Origin of the sequence: Flavobacterium davisii (assembly GCF_019565505.1) — a bacterium.
GTDB classification, from domain to species: Bacteria; Bacteroidota; Bacteroidia; order Flavobacteriales; family Flavobacteriaceae; genus Flavobacterium; species Flavobacterium davisii.
In genome coordinates this window covers 2,781,833-2,794,681 of record NZ_CP067378.1, presented here as the reverse complement: position 1 = coordinate 2,794,681, position 12,849 = coordinate 2,781,833, and the positions used below count along the sequence as shown (strand labels likewise).

The window sequence follows — 12,849 nt, the reverse complement described above, 5'->3', positions numbered from 1 at the left end:
TAAAACATTCTAACACACCAACTATTCCCAGTCATGTCTAAATTACCACACATTACAACCAGCATTTTTACCACCATGTCTAAACTAGCTAATGAAAAAAATGCTATCAATTTATCCCAAGGTTTTCCTAATTTTCCAGAAGACAAACGATTAATAGACATAAGCCAACGAATTCTAAAAGACAACATTCACCAATATACTCCTATGGCAGGTTTACCTACCTTAATGGAAAAAATTGCAAAACAAACCCAAGCCCAATACAATCGTTCTGTAGATTTCAATATCGAAATGCTCATTACTGCTGGTGCTACACAAGGAATATACAGCACAATTAATGCCTTAATATCTACAAATGATGAAGTAATAATTTTAGACCCTTGTTATGACAGTTACGAACCTTCTGTTTTAATAGCGGGAGGAAAACCAATACGCGTTCCTTTAAACCCAGACTATACACCCGATTTTAATAATATAGAAAAAGCCATTTCTTCTAAAACGAAAATGATTATTATCAACAATCCTCATAACCCAACGGGCAGAATTTGGGATGAAAAAGATTTTGAATCATTAGAAATCATTTTAGAAAAACATCCACAAATCCTTATTTTAGGAGATGAAGTTTATGAATATATCACTTTCAAGCAAGCTCATATTTCATTTAATACCCGAAAAAAATTAATACATCGTACTATAATAGCTTCGTCATTTGGAAAATCCTTACATGTTACTGGATGGAAAATAGGCTACTTAATAGCGCCTGAATTAATCATGAATGAAATCAAAAAAGTACATCAGTTTTTAGTATTTAGTGTGAATAGCTTTGCTCAATTTGCTATAGCTGAATATTTAGATATCGTAAATTTTGATGCCGTTTCAAAGATGTATCTTCAAAAACGAAATTTATTTCAGGCCTTATTAAAGAACAGCCCTTTTGAATTAATGCCTTGTGATGGAACTTATTTTCAAGTAGTAAATTATCAAAATATCTCAAAAGAAAACGACGTTTTATTTGCCAAAGAATTGATTGAAAAACAAGGCGTAGCTGCCATTCCCATGTCTGTCTTTTACAACGACCTTACAGATAGACAAATGCTTCGTTTTTGTTTTGCCAAAACAGATGAAACCTTAATTCAAGCTGCTGAGAAACTTATAAAAATAAAATAGAATCAATTAAAAAAAGCATTATAATATGGAAGATCAATCATTTATTAAATTGTTAACAAAATAGATTTTCAAAACCCATAAATAATTGTATTTTTACGGCTCAAAATTTCGAAGATCAAGATGGGTAAAATAATTGCAATTGCTAATCAAAAAGGTGGTGTAGGTAAAACAACCACTTCTATTAATTTAGCGGCCGCTTTAGGGGCTTTAGAAAAAAAAGTATTACTTATAGATGCTGATCCGCAGGCAAATGCTACCTCAGGATTAGGTATTGATGTAGAGTCAGTTGAACTAGGCACCTACCAAATTTTAGAGCACAGTTGTACGCCTACTGAAGCGTTAATTAACAGTACTGCTCCTAACGTAGATGTAATTCCTGCACATATTGACTTAGTGGCAATTGAAATAGAATTAGTAGACAAAGAAAATCGTGAGTACATGCTTAAAGAAGCATTAAAATCAGTTTCTGATAACTACGATTATATTATTATTGATTGTGCTCCTTCATTAGGCTTGCTAACATTAAATGCTCTAACTGCCGCCAATTCAGTGGTAATACCTATCCAATGTGAATATTTTGCTTTGGAAGGACTTGGAAAATTATTAAATACAATTAAAAGTGTTCAAAAAATTCACAACCCTGATTTAGATATTGAAGGTCTTTTGCTTACTATGTATGATTCTCGTTTACGTTTATCTAATCAAGTAGTAGAAGAAGTACAAAAACACTTCAATAATATGGTATTTGATACTGTTATACAACGTAACATTAAATTAAGCGAAGCACCTAGTTTTGGTGAAAGCATTATAAACTATGATGCTACGAGCAAAGGTGCTACAAATTATTTAGATTTAGCATCAGAAATCATCAAAAAGAATAGTTAATCAATTAAGTTTAGGAGGATTATATGGCATTGGCAAAAAAAACAAGCAATGGGAAGAGGATTATCGGCTATACTGAAAGATCCAGATAATGATATCAAATCAGCAACCGATAAAAATGCAGACAAAGTAGTAGGTAATATCCTAGAAGTGGATATTGAGTCTATTGAAATTAATCCTTTTCAACCTCGTACTAATTTTAACGAAGAAGCCTTACAAGAATTAGCTACTTCTATAAGAGAATTAGGCGTTATCCAACCGATTACCGTTCGTAAAATTGACTTTAATAAATACCAATTAATTTCAGGTGAACGTCGTTTACGTGCTTCTAAAATTGTAGGATTAAAAACAGTCCCTGCCTATATTCGTTTAGCAAATGACAATGAGTCACTAACTATGGCGTTAGTAGAAAACATCCAACGCCATGATTTAGATCCCATTGAAATTGCTCTTTCTTATCAACGTTTAATGGACGAAATTCAACTTACACAAGAACAGGTAAGTGATAGAGTAGGTAAAAAACGTTCTACCGTTGCTAATTACCTTCGCTTATTAAAACTAGACCCGATCATTCAAACAGGTATTCGTGATGGTTTTATATCTATGGGGCACGGTCGCGCTATTATTACAATAGACGATCATGATGCACAGGCTTCTATATATCAAAAAATAGTAAGTCAAAACCTTTCTGTTCGCGAAACAGAAGCTTTAGTAAAAGCTTATCACAATGGCGAATTAGACAAACCTACTAACAAACCCACAGAAGCTCCCTTTGATATAGGCCTAGATGAAAAAGATCATTTAATGATTACTTTGGAGCAAAAGTAGACATTAAAGTAGCAGGTTCCGGAAAAGGAAAAATTACCATTCCTTTTCATTCAGAAGAAGATTTCAATCGAATTTTAAAACTAATAAACTCTTAGTGAAGTATTGGATACATATAGTTATTGTTAGCTTTAGTTTTGGTCTTTTTACCGCAAATGCACAAAATAAGATAAAACTAATAGCTAACGATACTATAACAAAACAACAAATAGACCCTTTACGTCCTGCAAAAGCAGCTTTTTACTCTGCTTTACTGCCGGGAGCTGGGCAAGCCTACAACAAAAAATACTGGAAAATCCCTGTTGTATACGCTGCAATAGGAACAGGAGCCTATTTTTACTTCTGGAATCAAAAAAGATATGATAGCTTTCGAACAGAATACATCAAACGATTGGCTAAAGATTCTGATTTAAATCCTGATTATACCCGTTTATCAGACGATAAACTAATTCAAGGCCAACAATTTCATCAAAAGAACAGAGATTTGTCGCTACTTATTACAGTAGCTCTTTATGCACTTAATATAATAGATGCTAATGTTGACGCTCATTTACAACAGTTCAATGTAAATAATGGACTAAGTATTCGTCCTGAAATACAAACTAACGATTTTAACACACAGCAAAACATAGGACTTGCTCTAAATTTTAAATTCTAACCAATGAAAATAGCGCTTCTAGGATATGGAAAAATGGGTAAAGTAATTGAAAAAATTGCTTTAGAAAGAGGTCATGATATCATTTTAAAAAAATCAAGCCAAAACAGTTTTGATGGACTTGAAAAAGCAGATGTAGCCATTGATTTTAGTGTTCCAACAAGTGCTGTAACTAATATTACAACTTGTTTTGAAAAAAATATTCCAGTTGTAAGTGGTACAACAGGCTGGCTAGAACAATACCAAACTATGGTTGATCTATGTACTAAAAAAGAAGGAGCCTTTATATATGGTTCTAACTTTAGCTTAGGAGTAAACATTTTTTTTGAATTAAATTCTTATTTGGCTAAAATGATGGCTAATCTAGAACAATACCACGTTTCTATGGAAGAAATTCATCATACGCAAAAATTAGATGCTCCAAGTGGTACTGCAATTACATTAGCCGAAGGAATCATTCAAAATTCAAAATATGATAATTGGACTATGAATCCTCCTACTAATACAGAAATTCATATAGAAGCCAAAAGAATAGAAAACATCCCCGGTACTCATAGTATCTTTTACGATAGCAAAGTAGATCAAATTGAAATAAAACATACCGCACATAACCGAGAAGGTTTTGCTTTAGGATCAATAATAGCAGCAGAATGGCTAGTGAACAAAAAAGGAGTCTTTACAATGAAAGATGTACTTTCATTAAAACAATAAATTATAAATAAATATATTTTAGTCAATCCGAACAAAGTTTAACAGATTTTCAAAATTCAAACATTAAAGATGACAGTAACACAGTGGTTTATTTTTTTCTTGGTCGTACAAATCATTCACGGCTTAGGAACTTGGAAACTTTATCAAAAAGCAGGTAGAAAATCATGGGAAGCCTTTATTCCTGTTTATAATGCTATCGTTTTGATGAAAATTATTAATCGTCCTACTTGGTGGACTGCTTTACTTTTTATCCCCATAATAAACTTAATTATGTTTATTGTTATATGGGTAGAAACATTAAGAAGCTTTGGTTATAATAAAGAAAAAGACACTTTATTAGGTGTTTTAACACTCGGTTTTTATATCTATTACATAAATTACTTTGTAAATATTGACTACAAAAGAGACAGAAGCTTAACTCCTAGTACTAAAGCAGGAGACACTATAGCTTCGCTACTTTATGCTATAGTAGTCGCTACATTAGTACACACTTATGTAATACAACCTTTTAACATACCTACTTCTTCATTAGAAAAATCCTTATTAGTAGGCGATTTTTTATTTGTAAGTAAATTTCATTATGGCGCCAGAACCCCTTCTACCGCAGTGGCAATGCCAATGGTTCATGATAGCATGATGATAGTAAAAGCAAAGTCGTATTTAAGCAAACCCCAACTTCCTTCTTTCCGTTTACCAGGATTGCAAAAAATACAACATAATGATATTGTTTGTTTTAATTGGCCTGCCGATACTGTTTATCAATTTTTTGATCGTTCAGGAAGACATATTGACAAGCCAAAAGACAAACGCTCTAACTATGTAAAACGTTGTGTTGGCTTACCAGGAGACAATCTATCTATAAAAGATGGATATGTATACATTAATAATAAAAAATTAATTTTACCTGAAAGAGCAAAACCTCAATATTCTTACTATATAACAACAGACGGTAGTGATTTAGCTCCTTATGCTAGTTTATTAATAGAAGAATTAAAAATAACGGATGGTATTTATCCAACAAATAAGCCAAATGAATACTTCTTAAGCGCTGTTACAGATGAAAATATAGCGCGCATTAAGAATATTCCAATTGTAAAATCAATCACTAAAAACTTAACTCCTGCCCCTAAAGAAATTGACAAATCTATCTTTCCTCATAACCAAAAATGGTCTTTGGATAATTTAGGTCCTATTTATATTCCTGAAGCAAACAAAACAATTGCCTTAAATAAAGAAACACTTCCTTTTTACAAAAGAATTATTACTGTATATGAAGATAATACGCTAGAAGAAAGAGGAGGCAAAATATATATTAATGGCAAAGAGGCTACTAACTATACTTTTCAACAAGATTACTATTGGATGATGGGAGACAATCGTCATCGCTCAGAAGATAGTCGTTATTGGGGGTTTGTTCCTATGGATCATGTGGTCGGCAAACCCATATTTATTTGGTGGAGTATAGACCCTAATATTCCTTGGAGTAAAGCCCTTGATAAAATTAGATGGGAACGATTGTTCTGCACAGTAGGAGGAGATGGACAACCAACTTCTTATTTTAAATATTTCTTAATAGCCCTTGTAGCCTTGGTTTGGTTTTGATTGGTATAGAAATAAAAAGAAAAAAGCATAGTTTAAAAACAATAAATTTATCTCCGGTTTCAGATTTCAGTTTAAAACACTCGAAAACTGAAACCTGTAATTTTTAATATAATATGAATCTATTAATTCTTCCCACTTATTTTCCTTCTATAAGTCATTTTGTAGCTATTGCTCAAGCAGAAAAGATAACTTTTGAAATGGATGATAATTTCCAAAAACAGACTAATAGAAATAGGATGTACATTTACAGCCCTAATGGGATTCAATTATTAAACATCCCTGTAAAACATTCTAAAGAAGGACATCAAAAGACAAAAGACATTCGATTGGAAACTGCTTTTGACTGGCAGAAGCAACATTTTAAATCATTAGAAGCTGCTTACAGGACATCTCCTTTTTTTGAATATTATGAAGATGCTATTGCTCCCATATTTACAAAAAAACAGGATTTCTTAATGGATCTGAATTACCAAACTATTGAAATCGTATCAAAATGTTTGGGAATAAATTTTGAATATAACAAAACCCAAGAATACTTTAAAGAAGCTCCCGACTTTAATGATTTACGTTCGTTAGCTAACGGAAAAAAAGATACTGCTTTACTAACTCCATACACACAAGTTTTTGAGGAAAAACATGGCTTTATAAACAATTTGAGTATCTTAGATTTACTCTTTAACGAAGGACGTTATGCGAAAGAATATTTATTAAATCAAACCTTATAATTAATATAAAGAAAGCCTAGTTAAAATGGGTAAATGATCTGAATTAACAAAATTAGGAAAGTTTTTAAAACTTTTAACATTCATCTTAGGATCTGCAAAGATATAGTCAATTCGGGCAGGATAATACTTAAAGTTATAAGTCTGTCCGAATCCTTTTCCAGCTTCCTCAAAAGTATCTTGCATACTCCCTTTAACAGTTCTATATACATACGAAAAAGCACTATTATTCATGTCTCCACAAACTACTAAGGGATAAGAACAATCTTTCTTATGATCTACAAATATTTCTGCTTGTTGTTGTTGTTTTTTAAAAGCTTTTCCTATACGTTTGAAAATCATTTCAGATTTAGCTTGGCTAAAACCTTCTGTTTTTTCTGATATTTCATTTACATCAGGTGATATTTTTATGGATTCTAAATGTAAATTATAAACTCTTATAATATCTTTCCCTATTTTAATATCAGCAAAAATAGCAATATTATTAGATTCTGGAAATCCTACTTCTCCTTCATTTACTATAGGAAATTTTGAGAATATAGCATTCCCTGTTTTGATTAAATTTCCTTTAGTAAAAATAGCACGATATGGATATAATTTAAAATCTACCTTAGCAGATGCAGAAGTGGAATACTCTTGAATACAAAGTAGATCTGGATTGTTTTCGTTTATAAATTCCAAAATTTGATCCGCTACATCTTCTCTTGGTATCCATTTAAATAAATTGAACAGTCGAACATTGTAATTCATTATTACAAAATCTTTATCTGAGGTGACTAATTCTTTAGAAGAAAATTTATAAAACTTATTTACAAAAGTAATCCCTAACAATAAAATCAAACCTGAATAAATCATCTGTCTCTTCAATAGTAAAAGCCAGTACAAAAAGAATAGAGCATTTACAATTAAAAAAAAGGGTAAGACTAAAGTGAGGACAGACAAAAACGAAAACCATTTAGGTGCTAAAAAGGCAGTGCATACGCTAAAAATGTTAATAGCGTAAGCATCAGATTAGCAACAAAAACGAGTTTATTAAACCACGTAAGGTTTTTCATTTTATCTTATTTAAAAATTGTTACAAAGAAACATTATTTTCACGAATTTTTTTTACTTTATTTACCTGCTCTAAAAAGAAACTCTTTCTCTTCTTTAGTCAAGCTTTCATAACCTGATTGACTAATTTTATCTAATATTTCATCTATTTGTTGCTGCGTTTTATCTTTTCTAATTACTCTACTTTTTACTTCATTTGATGATAATGTAACATTTTTATGAATCGTTTTAAAGGGTGTTGCTTTCTTTTTAGTAAAAACAGCATCTATTCTAGCTAAAAATTCATTTATTACTCTACCTAGATCAATTCCTTTTTGTAATAATTTTACATAAAAAAAACCAAAAAAAGCACCTCCTAAATGCGAAATATGCCCTCCTGTATTTTCTAAAGGTAATTGTATTAAATCTACAACTAGAAAAACTAATGCAATTTGCCAAACATAAACATTGCCAAATAAAGCTAATCGAAGGTTCATATAAGGTTGATAAGTAGCAGTAGCAAATACTATAGCCATAATAGAAGCTGAGGCACCAACTAATAAAACCGCCTGATTAGATAGAAAAGGGAATAACAGATAGATTAAAATATAAATTAAGCCTGCAAATAATCCTCCTAAAACATATACTGACAAAAGTTGTTTTTGTGTAAAATAGGTCGTAAAAATTCGCCCTGCAAAATGCAGCATCAGCATATTGAAAATTAAATGAACTAAATTACTGTGAAAAAAACAGTAACTAACTAAAGTCCAAGGTTTGTAAAAAAAATTCTGTAAATTACTAGATAACGCAATCCATTCATAAAAGTTCAACTCTTTTCCTGTTATTTTCAATAGAGTAATAATAAGAGTTGAAAAAACAAACAATATGACATTCCAAAAAATTAATTTTATAGTTAAATCACCTACTTTATATTGCTGTTTTAGGTCATATAAAATATTCATATTGTATAATTTAGTTTGCGTTTGTTGTTATGATTCTTTTATTAATTCCAACGATTATCGTTGAATGAGTTCTTTTTCCAATACCACATCATTATAAAACCTATCAAAGCTCCTCCTACATGTGCAAAATGCGCAATATTTCCTCCAAAAATAGAAGCCCCTGTTACACCTGAAAATAAATCCATGCCAACTAGTATTGGAACAAAGTACTTGGCTTTTATTGGAACTGGAATAAACATCATCATTAACTCAGCATTAGGAAACATGAATGCAAACGCTGTTAAAAGCCCATAAATAGCACCTGAAGCCCCTACTGCTCGTGAAACATAGGCTGATAAAAAGAAGTAAACCCTTGTGGTGATAAAATTTGTTCCCAAGCTATATTATATTTACCTTCTTTAAGAATTTTAAATATTTCGATTTTCTTTTCACCGTTTTCGACTAATAAATTCAATCCTTCTTGAAAATGAATATAATTTACTCCTGAATGTATGAATCCAGCACCTATACCACATGAAATATAAAAAAACAAAAATTTCTTAGCTCCCCAAAAATGTTCTAATGCGGTTCCAAAAGAATACAAAGCAAACATATTAAATAAAATATGCGTAAAGCTACCATGCATGAACATATAGGTTAATAATTGCCATAGTCTAAAATTTGTATTTTCAAAATAATACAAAGCTAACACATCATTAGATTGCTTCACTAGCTGAGCCCCAATGAAACAAATAACATTAATAATTAAAAGTTGCTTAACTGTGGGAGTAATTTGCATCATATATTAAATTTTTTATCTATATCCTCTACACTTAAAGTAATAAATGTAGGACGATTAAATGGTGAAACTGATTGTTCTTTACAAGCAAAAAGATTATTAACTATATTTTCTTGTTCAAATTCTGTTAAAATGGTACCTGTTTTAACAGCCAAACTTCGCGCCATAGATTTGGCCATACTATCCATTTGACTAAAACTACTATCGGGTATTTCTTGTTGCAAATCTGCTATTAATTGTTCTAAAACTCTTGCTACTTCGCTTTCTGTCATAGTAACAGGAATACCAGATATAATGACCGTACCTGAGACAGCTGATTCAAATACAAATCCAGCATTTTCTAATGATGCTTTTAATTCTAGAAACAAAACCATTTCAGTTCCTGAAAAATATAAATTCAAAGGAAATAACAGTTGCTGACTATTTGCTTGTTGAACGGTTATATTTTTCAACAATTGTTCGTATAAAATACGTTGATGTGCTCTTTGTTGATCTATTATTAACATCCCCGATTTTATAGGACTTATTATATATTTTTTCTGTAGTTGATAGGTTATCGATTTTGCTTTTTCAATTTCAGTATCATTAAATAAGGATTCTGTAACAGATTCTGATTCAATATGTATTTCTTCTGGTTCAAATGCGTCTTTTAATCCCACATATAAACTTTCCCAACTCTGACTTTCTTTTTAGGGTGATAATTAAAGCTATTATTATTTGAAATTCCTCCTGAACTGTTATTGGATATTTTTTTTACAATAGGTTCTTCTTCTGCAAAAGGATTAAAAGTTGCACTTACTTGTATAGTAGGCATTTCAGCCTCTTTTCCTACATAACTATAAGGTGTATCTAGGTTAGCATCTCGTTCAAAATCTAAAATAGGAGCTACATTAAATTGTCCTAAACTATGTTTTACAGCTGAACGAATAATAGCATATAGGGCTTGCTCATCATCAAATTTTATTTCTGTTTTAGTTGGATGAATATTAATATCGATTGTATGAGGAGGCACATCTAAATAAAGAAAGTAACTAGGTTGCATTCCTTCTTTTAATAAGCCTTCATAGGCTGCCATAATAGCATGATGCAAGTATCCACTTTTTATAAAACGATCATTTACAAAGAAAAACTGTTCCCCTCTACTCTTTTTAGCAAACTCGGGTTTACCTATAAAGCCTTTTAACTTTACAATTTCTGTTTCTTCTGTTACTGGTACTAACTTTTCATTTGTCTTAGCTGCAAATATATTTACAATACGTTGACGTAAATTAGATTGTGGCAAATTAAATACTTCACTTCCATTGTGATAAAAAGTAAAATGTATATTTTCATGCGCTAAAGCTACTCGCTGAAATTCGTCTATTATATGACGTAATTCAACTGTATCTGATTTTAAAAAATTTCTACGTGCTGGTATATTAAAAAATAAATTTTTGATGGAAAAAGAAGTCCCCTTAGGTAACACAGATGGCTCCTGTGAAATAAATTTACTCCCTTCTATAATTAAATGAGTTCCTAGTTCTTCTTGATCTTGTTTGGTTTTGAGTTCTACATGAGCTATTGCAGCTATAGAGGCTAAAGCTTCTCCACGAAAACCTTTGGTGTGTAAATCAAATAAGTCTTCTGCTTTTCTAATTTTAGAAGTAGCATGACGCTCAAAACATAAGCGTGCGTCTGTTATACTCATCCCCTTACCATTATCTATAACTTGTATGAGTGTTTTACCTGCATCTTTACAAATAAGTTTAATATCGGTTGATCCTGCATCAATTGCATTTTCTACCAATTCCTTCACTACCGAAGCAGGCCTTTGTACTACCTCTCCTGCTGCTATTTGATTAGCCACATGATCGGGTAGTAATTGTATTATACTTGACATTAAATGAGTTACTAAATTAATTTCTTAAATGGGTTGGAAAACAAATTTAAAGAAAAGGAATGGGTTTTTATCTCTCATTCTTTTTATTTTTTCATAAAAAAAGCCATTCTATTACATCGAAATTAGAATGGCTTTTCATGATTATTTTTTATTACTTAGAAAAAAATCCTGCAGAAAGTGCGTTTTATTTTCATTCTAAAACTTATTCTTTAAATCTACCATTTTAATAGCAGCTATTGCAGCCTCTGTTCCTTTATTCCCATGTGCTCCTCCACTTCTAGCTATAGACTGTTCTTCTGTATTATCAGTTAACACACAAAAAATAGTGGGTGCATCGTATATAACATTCATATCTTTAATTCCTTGGGTAACCCCTTCACATACAAATTCAAAGTGCATAGTTTCGCCTTTAATAACGCAACCAATTACGATAACGGCATCTAAATCTAAATTTTTGTGCATTTGACTTGCTCCGTAAATGAGCTCAAAACTACCCGGAACATTCCAACGAATGATATTTTCGGGCAAAGCACCACAATCAAGTAACGCTTCTTCTGCTCCTTTAAAAAGACCTTCGGTGATTTTATCATTCCATTCAGAAACGACTATCCCAAATCGAAAGTCTTTCGCATTTGGGATAGTATTTTTATTATATTCTGATAAATTTTTGTTTGCTGTAGCCATATTTTTCGTTTACAGTTTCAGTACAGCATTATAATTCATATATGCTTAACACTGCAATTATTTTCTACTCTATCTATTATTTATTGAGCCATTCCTATTAAAGCATCAATATTTTGAGCTTCTGGAGTGTCTTCATATTTTTCTTTAATTTGAGTAAAATATTTCAATGCGGTTGCTTTATCTCCTTTAGCAAAAGCCAATTGTCCTGCCTTTAACAAGAAACGAGGTGTTGTTAATTCGTTTTCATTGCTTTCAGCCGCTTTTACATAGTATTCTAAAGCTTCATCTGTTTTATTTAATTCTGCTTTTGCATCACCAATAGCTCCTAAAGCTAAAGCCTTCGTATAAGCATCATCTGATTTATAATCACTTAAATACTCTACTGCTTTATCAAACTGCTTAGTATGCAAATAAGCCATACCAGCATAATAATTCGCTAAATTACCTGCATCTGTACCGCTATGATTTTTAGCAATATCTATAAAACCTTGTTTACCCTCACCTCCATTTAGAGCTAACTTAAACAAAGAATCATTAGCTTGTGTTGCATCAACAGCTTGTTGAAAATATTTCTGAGCTTGATACATATCACTAGCGGCTTCATTTTCCGCTGGAGCTGATACAAATTTGCTATACATCAAATACCCCACTACAACTAAAGCTACTCCGCCTAAAACAGATAAAATTATATTTTGATTTTTTGCAACAAACTCTTCCGTTTTACTTGCTGTTTCATCTAAAGTGTTAAAAACGCTAGCAGTAGTACTATCACTTTCTTCAACCGTAACAGTTTGTTCTAAATCAGCTACGTTTTCAAGCGTACCCTCTTCGGTATTCTCAACTTGTGGTTTTGGAGCTTTGTATCCTCTTTTATTATAAGTTGCCATTATAATTTTAAATTAGTGAGGTGCAAAAATAAAATTTTTATTGAAAAACAAAATAAGTTTTCACTT

At 31.4% G+C, this 12,849-nt stretch carries 10 protein-coding genes and 4 pseudogenes; 8 read left to right on the top strand and 6 right to left on the bottom strand.

The window, feature by feature from the left end; translation table 11 throughout:
* The first annotated feature begins 33 nt into the window (after positions 1 to 33).
* From JJC05_RS13330 to JJC05_RS13300, 8 genes and pseudogenes are all read left to right on the top strand, one after another.
* Positions 34 to 1,164, top strand: coding sequence for a methionine aminotransferase (locus JJC05_RS13330; protein ID WP_105196036.1), 1,131 nt, complete (start codon positions 34 to 36; stop codon positions 1,162 to 1,164).
* Positions 1,165 to 1,284: 120 nt separating this feature from the next.
* Positions 1,285 to 2,049, top strand: coding sequence for a ParA family protein (locus JJC05_RS13325; protein WP_060382726.1), 765 nt, complete (start codon positions 1,285 to 1,287; stop codon positions 2,047 to 2,049).
* Positions 2,050 to 2,097: 48 nt separating this feature from the next.
* The gene (locus JJC05_RS13320; protein ID WP_374226308.1) at positions 2,098 to 2,874 is read left to right on the top strand and encodes a ParB/RepB/Spo0J family partition protein; all 777 of its coding nucleotides are present in this window, start codon (positions 2,098 to 2,100) and stop codon (positions 2,872 to 2,874) included.
* 2 nt (positions 2,875 to 2,876) lie between these two features.
* Positions 2,877 to 2,969: a hypothetical protein gene (locus tag JJC05_RS19080; protein WP_445297840.1), complete on the top strand. Its 93-nt coding sequence runs from the start codon at positions 2,877 to 2,879 to the stop codon at positions 2,967 to 2,969.
* A complete protein-coding gene (locus JJC05_RS13315) occupies positions 2,969 to 3,529 on the top strand; it encodes a DUF5683 domain-containing protein (protein ID WP_105196037.1) in 561 nt (186 codons plus the stop codon). The genes JJC05_RS19080 and JJC05_RS13315 overlap by 1 nt, the downstream gene beginning before the upstream one ends.
* Before the next feature lie 3 nt (positions 3,530 to 3,532).
* Positions 3,533 to 4,237: a 4-hydroxy-tetrahydrodipicolinate reductase gene (gene dapB, locus JJC05_RS13310; protein WP_235877612.1), complete on the top strand. Its 705-nt coding sequence runs from the start codon at positions 3,533 to 3,535 to the stop codon at positions 4,235 to 4,237.
* A 69-nt stretch (positions 4,238 to 4,306) separates the two neighbouring features.
* A pseudogene (gene lepB, locus JJC05_RS13305) lies at positions 4,307 to 5,870 on the top strand (signal peptidase I).
* Positions 5,871 to 5,952: 82 nt separating this feature from the next.
* Positions 5,953 to 6,564, top strand: coding sequence for a WbqC family protein (locus JJC05_RS13300; protein ID WP_105196039.1), 612 nt, complete (start codon positions 5,953 to 5,955; stop codon positions 6,562 to 6,564).
* On the opposite strand, the pseudogene JJC05_RS13295 reads toward JJC05_RS13300, so the two are convergent.
* The 6 genes and pseudogenes from JJC05_RS13295 to JJC05_RS13270 form a co-directional block, all read right to left on the bottom strand.
* Positions 6,565 to 7,616: pseudogene (locus JJC05_RS13295) on the bottom strand (endonuclease/exonuclease/phosphatase family protein).
* 57 nt (positions 7,617 to 7,673) lie between these two features.
* Positions 7,674 to 8,555: a rhomboid family intramembrane serine protease gene (locus JJC05_RS13290; RefSeq protein ID WP_235877608.1), complete on the bottom strand. Its 882-nt coding sequence runs from the start codon at positions 8,553 to 8,555 to the stop codon at positions 7,674 to 7,676.
* Positions 8,556 to 8,596: 41 nt separating this feature from the next.
* A pseudogene (locus JJC05_RS13285) lies at positions 8,597 to 9,336 on the bottom strand (rhomboid family intramembrane serine protease).
* Positions 9,333 to 11,212 (bottom strand): annotated as a pseudogene (mutL, locus tag JJC05_RS13280) (DNA mismatch repair endonuclease MutL). The pseudogenes JJC05_RS13285 and mutL overlap by 4 nt, the downstream one beginning before the upstream one ends.
* Before the next feature lie 195 nt (positions 11,213 to 11,407).
* A complete protein-coding gene (ribH, locus tag JJC05_RS13275; protein ID WP_088393580.1) occupies positions 11,408 to 11,896 on the bottom strand; it encodes a 6,7-dimethyl-8-ribityllumazine synthase in 489 nt (162 codons plus the stop codon).
* Between the two features lie 80 nt (positions 11,897 to 11,976).
* A complete protein-coding gene (locus tag JJC05_RS13270; protein WP_105196044.1) occupies positions 11,977 to 12,783 on the bottom strand; it encodes a tetratricopeptide repeat protein in 807 nt (268 codons plus the stop codon).
* Positions 12,784 to 12,849 lie beyond the last annotated feature (66 nt).

What these genes read in the sequence shown, in the direction of transcription:
- JJC05_RS13330 (WP_105196036.1), top strand. Translation starts at nt 34, where the DNA reads ATGTCTAAATTACCACACATTACAACCAGCATTTTTACCACCATGTCT.
- JJC05_RS13325 (WP_060382726.1), top strand. Translation starts at nt 1,285, where the DNA reads ATGGGTAAAATAATTGCAATTGCTAATCAAAAAGGTGGTGTAGGTAAA.
- JJC05_RS13320 (WP_374226308.1), top strand. Translation starts at nt 2,098, where the DNA reads ATGGGAAGAGGATTATCGGCTATACTGAAAGATCCAGATAATGATATC.
- dapB (WP_235877612.1), top strand. Translation starts at nt 3,533, where the DNA reads ATGAAAATAGCGCTTCTAGGATATGGAAAAATGGGTAAAGTAATTGAA.
- JJC05_RS13300 (WP_105196039.1), top strand. Translation starts at nt 5,953, where the DNA reads ATGAATCTATTAATTCTTCCCACTTATTTTCCTTCTATAAGTCATTTT.
- JJC05_RS13290 (WP_235877608.1), bottom strand. Translation starts at nt 8,555, where the DNA reads ATGAATATTTTATATGACCTAAAACAGCAATATAAAGTAGGTGATTTA.
- ribH (WP_088393580.1), bottom strand. Translation starts at nt 11,896, where the DNA reads ATGGCTACAGCAAACAAAAATTTATCAGAATATAATAAAAATACTATC.
- JJC05_RS13270 (WP_105196044.1), bottom strand. Translation starts at nt 12,783, where the DNA reads ATGGCAACTTATAATAAAAGAGGATACAAAGCTCCAAAACCACAAGTT.